This window comes from Conyzicola nivalis (assembly GCF_014639655.1).
Classification (GTDB): Bacteria; Actinomycetota; Actinomycetes; order Actinomycetales; family Microbacteriaceae; genus Conyzicola; species Conyzicola nivalis.
The window spans coordinates 615,476-629,510 of record NZ_BMGB01000001.1 but is presented as its reverse complement, the minus strand read 5'-3'; the positions used below and the strand labels follow the sequence as shown (position 1 = coordinate 629,510).

At 66.4% G+C, this 14,035-nt stretch carries 16 protein-coding genes; 7 read left to right on the top strand and 9 right to left on the bottom strand.

What is annotated here, in order from left to right:
- Position 1: 1 nt before the first annotated feature.
- Positions 2 to 562, bottom strand: a complete 561-nt coding sequence (locus IEV96_RS03065) for a dihydrofolate reductase family protein (protein ID WP_188509233.1) — start codon at positions 560 to 562, stop codon at positions 2 to 4.
- Positions 563 to 648: 86 nt separating this feature from the next.
- On the opposite strand from IEV96_RS03065, the gene IEV96_RS03060 reads away from it, so the two are divergent.
- A complete protein-coding gene (locus tag IEV96_RS03060) occupies positions 649 to 1,017 on the top strand; it encodes a DUF4180 domain-containing protein (RefSeq protein ID WP_188509232.1) in 369 nt (122 codons plus the stop codon).
- Positions 1,018 to 1,024: 7 nt separating this feature from the next.
- Here the strand turns inward: IEV96_RS03060 and IEV96_RS03055 are convergent, their stop codons facing one another.
- Positions 1,025 to 1,855 carry a universal stress protein gene (locus IEV96_RS03055; protein WP_188509231.1) on the bottom strand — a complete coding sequence of 277 codons (831 nt, stop codon included), beginning with the start codon at positions 1,853 to 1,855 and terminating at the stop codon, positions 1,025 to 1,027.
- A 106-nt stretch (positions 1,856 to 1,961) separates the two neighbouring features.
- Between IEV96_RS03055 and IEV96_RS03050 the strand changes: the two genes are divergently transcribed.
- Positions 1,962 to 2,369: a YchJ family protein gene (locus IEV96_RS03050; RefSeq protein ID WP_188509230.1), complete on the top strand. Its 408-nt coding sequence runs from the start codon at positions 1,962 to 1,964 to the stop codon at positions 2,367 to 2,369.
- 9 nt (positions 2,370 to 2,378) lie between these two features.
- Here IEV96_RS03050 and trpD read toward each other — a convergent pair whose 3' ends face one another.
- Positions 2,379 to 3,434, bottom strand: coding sequence for an anthranilate phosphoribosyltransferase (trpD, locus tag IEV96_RS03045; protein ID WP_188509229.1), 1,056 nt, complete (start codon positions 3,432 to 3,434; stop codon positions 2,379 to 2,381).
- Between the two features lie 94 nt (positions 3,435 to 3,528).
- Here trpD and ctaE point away from each other — a divergent pair, with 94 nt between their 5' ends.
- The 5 genes from ctaE to IEV96_RS03020 all read left to right on the top strand — a co-directional run bounded on the left by ctaE (position 3,529) and on the right by IEV96_RS03020 (position 8,662).
- Entirely contained in the window at positions 3,529 to 4,158 is a 630-nt protein-coding gene (ctaE, locus tag IEV96_RS03040; RefSeq protein ID WP_229732994.1) for an aa3-type cytochrome oxidase subunit III, read from the top strand.
- A gap of 21 nt (positions 4,159 to 4,179) precedes the next feature.
- Positions 4,180 to 4,989: a cytochrome bc1 complex diheme cytochrome c subunit gene (gene qcrC / locus IEV96_RS03035; RefSeq protein ID WP_188509227.1), complete on the top strand. Its 810-nt coding sequence runs from the start codon at positions 4,180 to 4,182 to the stop codon at positions 4,987 to 4,989.
- Between the two features lie 81 nt (positions 4,990 to 5,070).
- A complete protein-coding gene (gene qcrA / locus IEV96_RS03030; RefSeq protein WP_188509226.1) occupies positions 5,071 to 6,165 on the top strand; it encodes a cytochrome bc1 complex Rieske iron-sulfur subunit in 1,095 nt (364 codons plus the stop codon).
- Positions 6,162 to 7,835, top strand: a complete 1,674-nt coding sequence (gene qcrB / locus IEV96_RS03025) for a cytochrome bc1 complex cytochrome b subunit (protein WP_188509225.1) — start codon at positions 6,162 to 6,164, stop codon at positions 7,833 to 7,835. The genes qcrA and qcrB overlap by 4 nt, the downstream gene beginning before the upstream one ends.
- 92 nt (positions 7,836 to 7,927) lie before the next feature.
- Positions 7,928 to 8,662 carry a methyltransferase domain-containing protein gene (locus IEV96_RS03020; protein WP_188509224.1) on the top strand — a complete coding sequence of 245 codons (735 nt, stop codon included), beginning with the start codon at positions 7,928 to 7,930 and terminating at the stop codon, positions 8,660 to 8,662.
- A gap of 13 nt (positions 8,663 to 8,675) precedes the next feature.
- Here IEV96_RS03020 and IEV96_RS03015 read toward each other — a convergent pair whose 3' ends face one another.
- The 6 genes from IEV96_RS03015 to IEV96_RS02990 all read right to left on the bottom strand — a co-directional run bounded on the left by IEV96_RS03015 (position 8,676) and on the right by IEV96_RS02990 (position 14,026).
- Entirely contained in the window at positions 8,676 to 9,134 is a 459-nt protein-coding gene (locus IEV96_RS03015) for a GNAT family N-acetyltransferase (RefSeq protein ID WP_188509223.1), read from the bottom strand.
- A complete protein-coding gene (locus tag IEV96_RS03010) occupies positions 9,103 to 9,528 on the bottom strand; it encodes a cytochrome c oxidase subunit 4 (RefSeq protein ID WP_188509222.1) in 426 nt (141 codons plus the stop codon). The genes IEV96_RS03015 and IEV96_RS03010 overlap by 32 nt, the downstream gene beginning before the upstream one ends.
- Positions 9,529 to 9,530: 2 nt before the next feature.
- Positions 9,531 to 11,249: an aa3-type cytochrome oxidase subunit I gene (gene ctaD, locus IEV96_RS03005; RefSeq protein ID WP_188509221.1), complete on the bottom strand. Its 1,719-nt coding sequence runs from the start codon at positions 11,247 to 11,249 to the stop codon at positions 9,531 to 9,533.
- Positions 11,250 to 11,255: 6 nt separating this feature from the next.
- Positions 11,256 to 12,125 (bottom strand): aa3-type cytochrome oxidase subunit II, encoded by an 870-nt coding sequence (gene ctaC / locus IEV96_RS03000; protein ID WP_373282434.1) that lies wholly within the window; start codon positions 12,123 to 12,125, stop codon positions 11,256 to 11,258.
- Between the two features lie 106 nt (positions 12,126 to 12,231).
- The gene (locus tag IEV96_RS02995) at positions 12,232 to 12,600 is read right to left on the bottom strand and encodes a HesB/IscA family protein (RefSeq protein WP_188509219.1); all 369 of its coding nucleotides are present in this window, start codon (positions 12,598 to 12,600) and stop codon (positions 12,232 to 12,234) included.
- Positions 12,601 to 12,610: 10 nt separating this feature from the next.
- Positions 12,611 to 14,026: a dipeptidase gene (locus tag IEV96_RS02990; protein ID WP_188509218.1), complete on the bottom strand. Its 1,416-nt coding sequence runs from the start codon at positions 14,024 to 14,026 to the stop codon at positions 12,611 to 12,613.
- Positions 14,027 to 14,035 lie beyond the last annotated feature (9 nt).

The following is a 14,035-nucleotide window of genomic DNA, read 5'->3' as shown; positions in this document are numbered from 1 at the left end:
CCTAGGCCTGCGGCACCACGTCGTAGATCAGCCGCGCGAACTGGCCGTGCGCCTCGGCCGAGACGAGCCGTAGCCGGTCGGACTCGATGCGGCGAGGGAACAGCGGCGCCCCACCCTCGAGCGCGACCGGCGCGACCGACAGGGCGATCGTGTCGAGCGCTCCGGCGTCGAGAAACTGCCCGGCGAGATCGCCGCCGCCGACCACCCAGATGTCGCCGTCGCCCGCTGCCTCACGGATGGCGGGCAGGTGCTCGGCCACCGAACCGCGCACGAACCGGATGTCGGCGCCCTCGGGCACCGGCAGGTCGCGGGTCGTGAACACGAAGGTCGGACGGTCGCCGTGAAACTCGGCCCACTTCTCGGGGTGGGCGAGAATGTCGGACTCGGCCAGAACCCACTCGTAGGTCGTCGAACCCTCGACCTGTGCCCCGACGCCGGCGGGGAACAGCCCCTTGTCGGGGTGTTCACCCCCGTCGACGGCGAAAAGCCAGGCGAGTGAGTTGTTGCTGTCGGCGATCCACCCGTTGATCGTGGTCGCGGTGTCGAAGAGTATGCGTCCCATGCGGGCGATGTTAGCGATAGCCACCGACACGAAACAGGCCCCGGATACCGGTGCGCCCGGCCGCCCTCGAGCACTACCGTGTGAGCATGCGCATCGAAGGCGTCGGCGGCACCCGCATCCTCTTCCTCGAGACCGACGGTCCCGCCCTCTCCACCGCCGAGGAGACCTCCGACCTGATCGGCAACGCCTGGTTCGAGCACGTCGGCGTCGTGGCGATCCCGGTCGAGCGCATCGACCCGGCCTTCTTCGACCTGAGCTCGCAGTTCGCCGGCCAGTTCGCGCAGAAGGCGGTCAACTACCGCGTCACCGTCGCGGTCATCGGCGACATCGGCGCGTTCGAGTCGCGCAGCGCCGCCTTCCGCGACTTCGTCTGGGAGTCGAATCGCGGCGAGCACATCTGGTTCGTGCCCGACGAGGCGACACTCACCGGCAAGCTCGCGACACGAGCCGTCTAGCGACCGACTACTCGGGTACCACCGCGATCGGGCAGGTCATGCCGAGCAGCAGCTCGTGGCTCGTGCTGCCGAGCAGAGTATCCCCGACCGTCGCTCGGTCGTGCCGTCCGACCACGAGCAGCGATGCGCCCGCGGCCTCCTCGGCGAGGATGACCGCCGACGGCCCTTCCCGAAACCGCTGGTGCAGCTCGAGGCCCGGCCACCCGGCTCGCACGTGCGCGAGCGTCTCGGCCAGGGCTCTCGCGTGCAGGTCCTGCATCCTCGACCAGACGCCCGGATGGGCGAACATCGCCACGGCGATCAGCTTCGGAACGCTCCAGCAGTGCGCGACGGTGAGCGGCTGGCCCGACTTCTGCGCCTCGCTCGCGGCGAAGTCGACGACGAGCGGCTGCTGCGCCGTGCTCTCCAGACCCACGACGACTCCGCTGTCGGGTGCCGGACGCGGAGCCGGAACCACCACGACGGGACACCGGGCGGTCGAGGCGATCCGGATGGGCAGCGTCGCGTACGACCCGGCCCCCGAACGGCCGGTCCCGATCACGAGCAGGTCGGCCTCGCTCGACGCCGCAACGAGCTGGGCCCGCGGCTGGCCGGTGCGCAGGGTGCCCTCGACCCGGGCGCCGGGCGCCGCTTCCTCGATTCTGCGCACCGCCTCGCCGAGGAGGGTGGAGAACAGAGCGCGGTAGTCGCCTCCCGCGAGCACCGATTCGGAGGGCAGCGGGTCGTATACGGCCGTGACCGATATCTCGAGGTCGGTGTGTGCGCTGCGCTCGACGACCCAGTCGATCGCCGCCTCGCCCGAGGCGGTGCCGTCGATGGCAACGCAGACTCTCTCCACGCTGCTATTTTTCCACCGCCGTGCCGCCCAGCCAAGTCCCCCGAGACGGTATAAACGCAACAATCATTACCCCGACGCGGCGGAAGAATCGGCCGATAATGGGCGCATGACCGATTCAGCGCCGTGGCCGAAGCCCGACGACTCGGCGCGCTGCCCCTGCCTGAGCGGTGCGACCTACGGCGCCTGCTGCGCCCCGTTCCACCGGGGAGAGGCCCTCGCCCCGTCGGCCGAACGGTTGATGCGGTCGCGCTACTCGGCCTACGTCACCGGCAACGTGCGCTATCTGCTCGCCACGTGGCATCCGACCACCCGGCCCTCGACCCTCGAACTGGACGCCGACCAGCGCTGGTTCCTGCTCGACATCGTGCGCACGTCGCGCGGCGGCATGCTCGACGACGTCGGCACCGTCGAGTTCATCGCGAAGTACCGGCTCGGCGGCCGCGCGGGCGAGCAGCACGAGAACAGCCGCTTCGTGCGCGAACGGCGCCGCTGGTACTACGTCGACGCGCTGTAGCCGGTCGATCTAGCGGTTCGTCGCCGCGACCCACTCGTCGAGCTTCGCCGCTGCCGCGCCCGAATCGACGACCCGCGCGGCGATTTCCATCTTCTGTGCCAGCCGGTCGAGGATCGGGACGCGCGACTGGTCGGGGTCTTCCGCCAGGGCGAACGAGACAAGGCCCGCGGCGGCGTTGAGCAGCACGACGTCGCGCACGGGGCCGGTGTCGCCGGCGAGCACGGAGCGGATGACTCCCGCGTTGTGGGCCGGCGATGCACCCAACAGCGCCTCGATCGGCGCGCGCGGGATGCCGAGGTCGAGCGGGTCGAGGTCGTGCTCGGTCACCGAGCCGAGGGAGACCTCCCAGATGTGGCTGTGACCGGTCGTCGTGAGCTTGTCGATGCCGTCGTCCCCGCGGTAGACGAGCGCCGTCGCACCCCGCGTCTGGAAGACGCCGACCACGAGCGGCACGCGCTCGAGGCTTGCCACGCCGACCGCCGACGCCTCGGGACGCGCGGGATTGCAGAGCGGGCCGAGCACGTTGAACAGGGTGGAGATGCCGAGCTCGCTGCGGGTCGGTCCCGCGTGGCGGAACCCGGGGTGGAACATCGCCGCATAGGCGAACGTGATGCCGGTCTCGCGCTGCACCTCGGCCACGCGCTCCGGCGGGATGGTGAGGTTGAGACCCAGCTCGGAAAGAACATCGGATGCACCGGAGGCGCTGCTGGCGCCGCGGTTGCCGTGCTTGATGACGGGCACCCCTGCGGCGGCGGCGATGACCGAGGCGACCGAGGAGATGTTCAGCACGGCGCCGTACGGGTCTCCCCCCGTGCCGACGATGTCGAGCACCATCGGGTCGACGTCGAGGGGAAGTGCGTTCTCGAGCACCGCATCGCGGAAGCCGACGATTTCGTCGACGGTTTCGCCTTTGATCCGCAGGGCGACGAGCAGTCCTGCCAGCTGCGCCGAGGTCGCTTCACCGGCCATGACCTGCTTCATCGCCCAGGTCGACTCGAAAATGGAGAGGTTCTCCCCGTTCACGAGGGTTCCGAGAATGCGGGGCCAGGTCAGTGGGGACGACATAGAACGAATTCTAATGACCGCATTCGTCCGCGCCGGCTCGCGACAGACCGCCCGAAAGGGAAACGGAGCCTCGGTTATCGGACATAATGGAGAGGTGACTACGACCTCCATCAGCCCATCTGTCGGCGCCCCTGTGGTTAACCGCCCCAACTCGGTAGCGGTTGGCACCATCGTGTGGCTCGGAAGCGAAGTCATGTTCTTCGCCGGCCTCTTCGCGATCTACTTCACGCTGCGTTCGACCAGCCCCGAGCTGTGGGAATCCCAGTCGAGCCTGCTGACGGTGCCGTTCTCGCTCGCGAACACGATCATCCTCGTGCTCTCGTCGCTCACCTGCCAGTTCGGTGTCTTCGCCGCCGAGCGCTTGCAGCCGCGACGCACCGGATGGAAGCCCACCCAGTGGGGCATGGTCGAGTGGTTCTTCCTCACCTACGCCATGGGCGCGATCTTCGTCGTCGGCCAGATCTACGAGTACGCGGTACTCGTCAGCGAGGGCCTCAGCCTCTCCTCCGATTCCTACGGATCGGCCTTCTACCTCACGACGGGCTTCCACGGCCTGCACGTGATCGGCGGGCTCATGGCCTTCCTGCTTATCATCGGCCGCGGCTACGCGGTCAAGAACTTCGGCCACAAGGAGGCGACCAGCGCGATCGTCGTGTCCTACTACTGGCACTTCGTCGATGTCGTCTGGGTCGGCCTCTTCCTCATCATTTACATCCTCAAGTAAGAATCGGAACCCGTAAGCACCATGGCGAAGAAGTCTTCACGCACCACAACCGACCAGCGAAAAGTTGGCCGCAGGCACCCCCTCGCGTCCGTCGCCCTCATCGTGATCGGCCTCCTCAGCACCGGCGGCGTCTACGCGCTCGCCACCACGAGCGCCACGGCTGACACCTCGGCCTCGCAGCAGCAGCTCGTCGAAGAGGGCGGCAAGCTGTTCGCGGCGAACTGCGCCTCCTGCCACGGGCTCGCACTCGAGGGCACCGACGTCGGCCCGACGCTCATCGGTGTCGGCGAAGCATCCGTTCACTTCCAGGTCTCCACCGGCCGCATGCCGCTCGCGGCCAGCGGCCCGCAGGCCGAAGAGAAACCCGTGCAGTTCACCGAGGACCAGATCGAGGCCCTCTACACCTACGTCGGCGCACAGTCGCCCGGCCCGGGCCTCCCCGATGAAGAGACGATCGCCGGAGAAGGCGACGCCGCCCTCGGTGGCGAACTGTTCCGCATCAACTGCGCCATGTGCCACAACGTCGCCGGCGCCGGTGGAGCGCTCACCCAGGGCAAGTTCGCCCCGTCGCTCTCGGGTGTCACCTCGACCCACGTCTACGAGGCCATGGTCACCGGCCCGCAGAACATGCCGGTGTTCAACAACAACAACCTCACGCTCGAAGACAAAGCAGACATCATCACCTACCTGCAGTTCCTCGACGAGAACCCGTCTCCCGGCGGCTTCGACCTGGGCAACCTCGGTCCGGTCTCCGAGGGTCTGTTTATCTGGATCTTCGGCCTCGGCGCGATCGTAGCGATCACCGTCTGGCTCACCGCCAAGTCCAACTAACCGCCGAGGCCGACCCCGGTCGGCCGACAGCTTCACAACTACATCGCACTTCGCGCACCGCGCACAGTTGAAGGGAACACCATGGCAGACCATAACGGTGGCCAGTCCGGCAGCACAGGCCAGTCCGGCAGCACAGAGGCCGGCACCGCTGTCGAGACGTCCGTGCCTCGTACGGTCTCCTCGGGTACCGCAGTCGTCGTGTCAGACGGCATCCCGAACCCCGGACACCAGCCGCACCGCCTTCGCGTCACCGACCTCGACCCGAAGAAAGACAAGGAGGCCGCCCGCCGCGTCTCCGCCCTCTTCTTCCTGTCGCTCATCGGCAGCGTTCTCGCGGTCGTGTTCTACTTCCTGTTCCCGATCGACCCGAGCAACCTCGACTCGGTGCGCATCAGCAACCTGAGCCTCGGTGTGGCGATCAGCCTCGGCCTGCTCGGCATCGGAGTCGGCGCCGTGCACTGGGCCAAGGCGCTCATGTCCGACGCGGAGATCACCGAGGAGCGTCACGGTACCCGCGGCAGCGATACCACCCGCGCGAAGGCCGTCGAGGTCTTCACCCTGGGTAACAAGGAGTCGGGCTTCGGCCGCCGCACGCTCATCCGTAACAGCCTGATCGCGGCCCTCGCCGTCACGCCAATCCCGGCTGTCGTGCTGTTCCGCGACCTCGCCCCGGCCGAAGAGCCCGGCGAACTGCTGCGTCACACCATGTGGAAAGAGGGAACCCGCCTTACGCGCGACCCCTCCGGTACCCCCATCAAAGCTTCGGATGTCACGTACGGATCGGCTTTCCACGTGATCCCCGAGGGTCTCAACGACGAAGAACACAAGCTCGAAGAGAAGGCCAAGGCCGCGGTGCTGCTTATGCGCCTGCGTCCCGAAGACCTCATCGAGACCGAAGAGAAGGCCAGCTGGTCGTACCAGGGAATCGTCGCCTACTCGAAGATCTGCACCCACGTCGGTTGCCCGGTCGCGCTGTACGAACAGCAGACCCACAACCTTCTCTGCCCGTGTCACCAGTCGCAGTTCGATGTTTCGGACCAGGCGAAGGTGATCTTCGGACCGGCAAGCCGGCCCCTACCCCAACTACCTATCGCCATCGACGACGAGGGATACCTGGTGGCCCAAAGCGACTTCCTAGAACCCGTCGGCCCGAGCTTCTGGGAGCGTGAGCTGTGAGCACAGCAACGGAAACCCCCGTCACCGCAAAACCCGCCACCACCGCGGGCTCGACCTCGACCGCCTACGGCCCGTTCGCGTCGCCCACCCGCGGCGCGCGCTTCACCGGCGCGGCAGCGAACTACATCGACGAGCGCACGAGCATCTCGGGCCTGGTGAAGGAGGTCGGTCGCAAGATCTTCCCCGACCACTGGTCGTTCATGCTCGGCGAGGTCGCCCTCTACAGCTTCGTGGCGATCCTGCTCTCGGGCACGTTCCTCACCTTCTTCTTCCAGCCCAGCATGGTCGAGGTGCATTACGACGGCTCGTTCGTGCCGCTCAAGGGCATCGAGATGTCGGCCGCGTACGCGTCGAGCCTCGACATCTCGTTCGACATCCGCGGCGGACTGCTCATGCGCCAGGTACACCACTGGGCTGCGCTGCTCTTCGTGGCATCCATCGGTCTGCACATGCTGCGCATCTACTTCACGGGTGCCTTCCGCAAGCCGCGCGAGATCAACTGGATCATCGGCTTCGTCCTCTTCATCCTCGCGATGGCAGAGGGCTTCACCGGCTACTCGCTCCCCGACGACCTGCTCTCCGGTAACGGCCTGCGCATCATCGACGGAATGGTCAAGGCCGTCCCGATCATCGGCGTCTGGATCTCCTACCTGCTCTTCGGCGGCGAGTTCCCCGGAACCGACGTCGTGAGCCGCTTCTACACGCTGCACATCCTGCTGCTGCCGGCCATCCTGGTCGCCGCACTCGGCGTGCACCTCCTGCTGCTCGTGATCAACAAGCACACCCAGTTCGCCGGCCCGGGCAAGACCAACAACAACGTCGTCGGCGTTCCGGTCATGCCGGTGTTCGCCGCGAAGGCCGGTGGCTTCTTCTTCATCGTCTTCGGCGTGATCATGCTGATCGCCGCGACCTTCACGATCAACCCGATCTGGAACTACGGCCCCTACGACCCCTCGCCGGTGTCCGCGGGAACCCAGCCCGACTGGTACATCGGCTTCGCCGACGGCGCCCTGCGTCTCGTACCGCCGGGACTCGAGTTCGTGGTCTGGGGCTATACGCTCTCGATGAACGTGCTGCTTCCGCTCATCATCCTGCCCGTGTTCCTCGGCCTCGTCGCCTTCTACCCCTTCATCGAGGCGTGGATCACCGGCGACAAGCGCGAGCACCACATCCTCGACCGCCCGCGCAACACCCCGGTGCGCACGGCGATCGGCGCGGCCGGCGTGACGTTCTACGCGGTGCTGTGGGCGGCGGCGAGCTCCGACCTCATCGCCACGCACTTCAAGCTCAGCATCGAGGGCGTCATCCATGCCCTGCAGGCGCTGTTCTTCCTCGGCCCGATCATCGCGTACATCGTCACCAAGCGCATCTGCTTCGGCCTGCAGAAGAAGGACCGCGAGATCGCGCTCCACGGCTTCGAGTCGGGCCGCATCGTGCGCCTCCCCGGCGGCGAGTACATCGAGGTCCACCAGCCGCTCAGCGATGCCGAGCGCTGGAGACTGACCAGCTACACCGACTACGAGCCGCTCATGATCCGCCCGAACAGCGACGGCCGCATCACGGTCACCCAGCGCCTCCGCGCCGGCTTCTCGCGCTGGTTCTTCGAAGACCGCATCCTTCCGGTCTCGAAGGGCGAGATCGAGGGCGCTCACCACGGAGACGACCACTAATCGGTTCGGACGCTCAGACACTGGCGACCTGGTTGCGGTGCCCGCGCTGCGAGAGAGATCTCGACAGCGCAGGGTCCGCCTCCTGGTCGCTTTTGTGTTCCTCCGGTCACACCTTCGACGCGAACAAGCGTGGCTACCTCAACCTCGTCGACCGCTCGCGCGGCATCCTCGGCGACACGCGTGAGATCCTCGAGGCTCGGGAGCGATTCCTCGCCCTCGGCCACTACTCCCCCATAGTCGACCTGCTCGACGCGGCGCTGCCGACACAGGCCGCCCTCGACGTCGTAGATTCCGGATGCGGCTCCGGCTACTACGCGGCCGCTCTCAGGGCCCGCAGACCGCTCACGCGCCTGCTCGAGCTCGACGTGTCACTCGACGCCGTCACGCTAGCCGTGCGGGCCACAGGGGCTCCCGGGGTGGTCGCGGACGTCTGGCGGCCGCTGCCGGTGCGTTCCGCCCGCGCCGACGTCGTGTTGTGCGTCTTCGCCCCGCGCAACGCCGACGAGTTCGCGCGAATGCTGCGCCCGGACGGGACCCTCGTGGTCGTGACCCCGGCGCCGAGCCACCTCGAGCAGCTCCGCCAGCGCGGGCAGCTCATCGGCATCCAGCCGCACAAGCTCGGGCACCTCGACGAGACCCTCGGGGCTCGGTTCGCGCTGCGGGACAGGCTGTCGACGGCCTACGACGTACGGCTCGACGAGGCGGAGGTCGCCGACCTCGCGGCGATGGGTCCGAGCGGACACCACGGGGCGCATCCGCGGCCCGACGACGCATCGTCGACGACCGTGACCGTCGCGGTCGACGTGTCGGTCTACACCAGCCTCTAGTCGAAAGCAGGCTCTAGTCGAAGGAGCGCTTGAGGTAGTCGGCCGTAGAGCCGTAGCCCAGGCGTTCGTAGAAGCCCGAGGCCCGACGGCTCGCGACGGTGAGCTGGCGCACGCCGCGCTCCCTGCACTCGCGCTCGGTCGCCTCGACCAGCAGCGAGCCGAGGCCGGCACCCTGGGCGGACGATTCGACGACGAGCTCCTGCAACTGGGCCGAGCTACCGTTGGTGTACAGCAGTCGGGAGATGGTGGTCAGGGCGTAGCCGTGCACCACGCCGTCGACCTCGGCCACCAGGAGGAGGGCGTTCGACTCCCCCGCTGCGAAGGAGTCGAACGTGAGATCGAAGGCATCGCGGTCGGGCAGATAGCTGACCGCGAGCTCGTTGAGCAGGGTGAAGACCACGTCGGCGTCGCTCGCACGCGCCGGACGGATCAGCACCTGGCTAGTGGGCGAAGTTGCCTCGGTAGTACTCATAAACCCACCCAACGATGCTGATGGCGACGATCGCGGCGCCGATGATCGAGATCCAGACACCGACTGCGAGCCCGAGGAACATGAGCGAGAGCGCGGCCGCGAGCATTACCGGCCACCAGCTCCACGGGCTGAAGAAGCCCTGCTCGGCGTCGCCGTCGTCGATGTTCGCGTCGAGACGGTCTTCGGGGAGAACCCCGCCCTGCGAGCGGTGGACCGCACCGACGTAGAAAGCGATGAAGCCCGACAGCACGCCGGCGAGACCGATTCCGAGGGTTCCCACCCATTCGATCCGGCCGCCGTGGATCGGGTCGGCCAGCGACCAGATGATGTAGGCGATGTCGGCGACCACGCAGAACGCGAACAGCACCCAGAAGAGGTTGATATTGGCCTTCATGCTTACTTGACCTTCTCGTCTGACATGTCGTACACGGGGGCGTCGGGCGCGTCCTTACCCGGACCGATACCGATCGGCACTTCTGCCTCGGGGTGGTTCAGGTCGAACGCGGGAGCCTCGGAACGAATGCGCGGGATCGAGGTGAAGTTGTGGCGGGGAGGCGGGCACGAGGTGGCCCACTCGAGCGAGCGGGAGAAGCCCCACGGATCGTTCACGGTGACCTTGGGCGCGGTACGCGCCGTGAGGTACACGTTGTAGAAGAACGGCAGCATCGAGGTGGCGAGGATCGCCGCTCCGACCGTGGAAACCTGATTCATCCACGTCACGCCGTCTTCGGGGAGGTACGTCGCGTAACGACGCGGCATACCGACGACACCGATCCAGTGCTGGATGAGGAACGTGGTGTGGAAGCCGATGAACAGCAGCCAGAAGTGGATCTTGCCGAGGCGCTCGTTGAGCATCGTGCCGGTCCACTTGGGCCACCAGAAGTAGAAGCCCGAGAACATCGCGAACACCACGGTGCCGAACACCACGTAGTGGAAGTGGGCGACGACGAAGTACGAGTCGGAGACGTGGAAGTCGAGCGGCGGCGAGGCCAGGATGATGCCGGTCAGTCCGCCGAAGGTGAACGTGATGAGGAAGCCGATGGCCCACAGCATGGGTGTCTCGAACGTCACGGAGCCGCGCCACATGGTGCCGATCCAGTTGAAGATCTTCACACCGGTCGGGACCGCGATGAGCATCGTCATAAGCGAGAAGAACGGAAGCAGCACGGATCCGGTCACGTACATGTGGTGAGCCCACACGGTCACGGAAAGCGCGGCGATCGCGATGGTCGCGTAGATGAGCGTCTTGTAGCCGAAGATCGGCTTGCGGCTGAACACCGGCAGCACCTCGGAGATGATTCCGAAGAACGGTAGCGCGATGATGTACACCTCGGGGTGGCCGAAGAACCAGAAGAGGTGCTGCCAAAGGATGACACCGCCGTTGGCGGGGTCGTAGACGTGGGCGTTGAACACGCGGTCTGCGCCGAGTCCGAACAGGGCCGCGGCGAGAACCGGGAAGGCCATCAGAACGAGGATCGAGGTGACCATGACGTTCCACGTGAAGATCGACATGCGGAACATCGTCATGCCGGGGGCGCGCATCGTGATGATGGTCGTGATGAAGTTGACGGCACCGAGAATCGTTCCGAAACCGCTCATCGCGAGGCCGAAGACCCAGAGGTTGCCGCCCACTCCGGGCGAGAACGTCGTGCTCGAGAGCGGGGCGTAGGCGAACCAGCCGAACGACGCGGCACCCTGCGGGGTGAGGAAGCCAGCGACGGCCATCAGGCTGCCGAAGCTGTAGAGCCAGTAGGCGAACGCGTTGAGTCGCGGGAACGCGACATCCGGTGCACCGATCTGGAGGGGCATCAGCACGTTGGCGAACCCCGCGAACAGCGGCGTCGCGAACATGAGGAGCATGATCGTGCCGTGCATCGTGAAGAGCTGGTTGTACTGCTCTTTGGAGTCGACGATGTTCAGACCCGGAGCGAAGAGCTGGGCGCGGATGATGAGCGCCATCACCCCGCCGATGCAGAAGTAGACGAAGGAGCTGATCAGGTACATGTACCCGATCGTCTTGTGGTCGGTGGAGGTGATCCAACTGACCAGGACGTTGCCCCGACGCACTACCGCTGGAGTGCTGAGGCCTGGCCTCGTTGCTGTTGCTGTGCTCATCGCGACTTAGCCTTCTTCGCTGTGGTCAACCGCGCCGGTGCCCGGCAGGTTGGTGTTCGTGTTGTATTCGGCGCCGAGGCGACCCTCGAAGCCGGCGGCACGCTGAGCATCGATGTAGGCGTCGTAGTCGTCCTGAGAGACGACCTTCACCTGGAACAGCATGAGCGAGTGGTATTCGCCACACAGCTCGGCGCATTTGCCCTGGTAGGTGCCGATCTTGGTCGGCGTGAAGTACATGTGGTTCGTCTTGCCGGGGATCATGTCTTTCTTGTACAAGAAGTCGATGACCCAGAACGAGTGGATGACATCGCGGGACTCGATGTCGATCTCGACCTTCTTGTCTACCGGCAGGTAGAGAACGGGGAGGGCGTCGTTGTCGACACCGTCGGTGGTCTCGAGCTCGGTGGCCTGAACGCCGGCGCTGTAGACGTTCTCGTTGAGGTAGTTGAAGTCCCACGCCCAACGCTTGCCGAAGACCTCGACCTTGACGTCGGGGTTGCCCGGGTCTGCCTCGATCTCGGCTTGGTCACGCGCGGTGAAGGCGAAGAAGCCCAGCACGAGGATGAGCGGCACGATCGTGTAGAAGATCTCGACCGGGAGGTTGTAACGCAGCTGCACGGGGAGACCGGTCTGGCCACGGCGGCGGCGGAAGACGACCGCGGCCCAGATGACGAGAGCCCAGGTCGTGACACCGACCGCGAGGAGCACGATCCAGGAGGTGACCCACAGGCCCATGATGCGGCTCGTGTGGTTGGTGGTATCGGGATCACCAGGCAGGTAACCCTGCAACTGGGCCTGCGTGCACCCGGCGAGAACCACCGAGACTGCTAACGCAATGGGGATTATGGCCCATCGACTTAGGCGTTTGGAGCGCACCTGGAACCTCTCGGATGACACGGACTGGAACTATTCGAGTCTATAACGCCGAAGGGGCACCGACCTTCCGGTCAGTGCCCCTTGTGCGTCGTGTCTCGACCCTTTTTTAGTGGAACGAGTCTCCACATGCGCAGCTTCCCGCGGCATTGGGGTTGTCGATGGTGAAGCCCTGCTTCTGAATCGTGTCTTCGAAATCGATCGACGCGCCGTCGAGGTAGGGCACGCTCATCTTGTCGACGACGACCTCTACGCCCTCGCCGAAGTCGACCGAGGCGTCGCCGTCGAGGAAGCGTTCGTCGAAGTACAGCTGGTAGATGAGGCCCGAGCAGCCGCCCGGCTGGACGGCGACACGCAGGCGAAGGTCGTCGCGACCCTCCTGGGTCATGAGGCTGCGGACTTTCTGCGCTGCCGCATCCGAAAGTCCGACGCCGTGCGCGGCTACTGGCGCAGCAGTGGTCAGGGTGGTGTCAGTCATGTTCGCGATTCTACGCGCGGTCGTTGAGTTTTGCGAACAAAACGGCCTCGGTGAGGATGGCGCGCTGGAAGACTCCCAGGTGCTGCGACTCGTTCGGGCTGTGCGCGCGCGTGTCGGGGTCTTCGACGCCGGTGACGAGGATCTGGGCGTCGCCGAAGACGTCGACGAGGTCGGCGATGAACGGGATCGAGCCGCCGATGCCGGTCTCGACCGGCGCGGTACCCCACGCCTCGTGCATGGCCGCCTTGGCTTCGACGGCGGCCCAGCCGGACGTGTCGACGAGGAACGGGTTGCCCGGGTCGACGTCGGTGATCTCCAGATGCGCGCCGAAGGGGGCGTTGGCGGTCAGGTGCGCCTCGATGGCCGCGTACGCGTCGCTCGCCGTCTGGCCGGGGGCGATACGGGCGCTCAGCTTCACCGTGACCGAGGGGATGAGCGTGTTGGACGCGTTGACGACGGTCGGCGCGTCGATACCGGTGATCGTGATGGCCGGTTGCCACCAGAGGCGACTGAGAACGGGTCCGGTGCCGATCGGTGAGACACCGTCGAGCAGGCCCGTCTCGTCGCGCAACTGCTGCTCGGGGTAATCGGGCGTGTCGGCCTCGTGCGTCGTGAGACCGGCGACCGCGACGGATCCGGTCTCGTCGTGCAGGGTCGCGAGCAATCTGATCGTCGCGAGCATGGCATCCGGAACCGCTCCCCCGTACATGCCCGAGTGCGAGGCGTGCGCGAGGGTGGAGACCTTCAGCTTGAAGGCGACGTTGCCGCGCAGGGCGACGGTGAGCGACGGGGTGGTGACGTTCCAGTTGTCGGAGTCGGCGACGATGATGACGTCGGCGCGCAGGGCGGTCTCGTTCTCGGCGAGGAAGTTCGAGAACGAACGCGAGCCGAACTCCTCCTCCCCCTCGATGAAGACGGCGAGGCCGAGATCGAAGTCGGAGCCGACCGTTGCGGCGAAGGCGCGGATGGCCGCGATGTGCGACATCACCCCGGCCTTGTCGTCGGAGGCGCCTCGGCCGTAGAGGCGGTCGCCGCGCACGGTGGGTTCGAACGGCGCCGAGTCCCAGTCGTCTTCGTTGCCCTGCGGCTGCACGTCGTGGTGGGCGTAGAGCAGGATGGTCGGGCGGCCGTTGCGGGCCGCGCGGGTAGCGAGCACGGCGGGCTGGCCGAGCGTCTCGGTCGAGCCGATCGGGGCGCGGGCGATCTCGACCGAGTCGAAGACGCCGAGGTCGTCGAGGAGACCCTTCACGGCGTTTGCGCTCGCGGCCACGTGGGCGGGGTCGAAGCCGTCCCAGGAGACGGAGGGGATGCGCACGAGCCGGGAGAGGTCGGCGATCGCCGCGGGCAGCCCGAGCTGCACGGACTCCCTCAGGGCGGCGAGCTCCGGGTGGGAGCCTGTCGGGATTGTCTGCTCGAAATCTGTCATAGAGGTAAT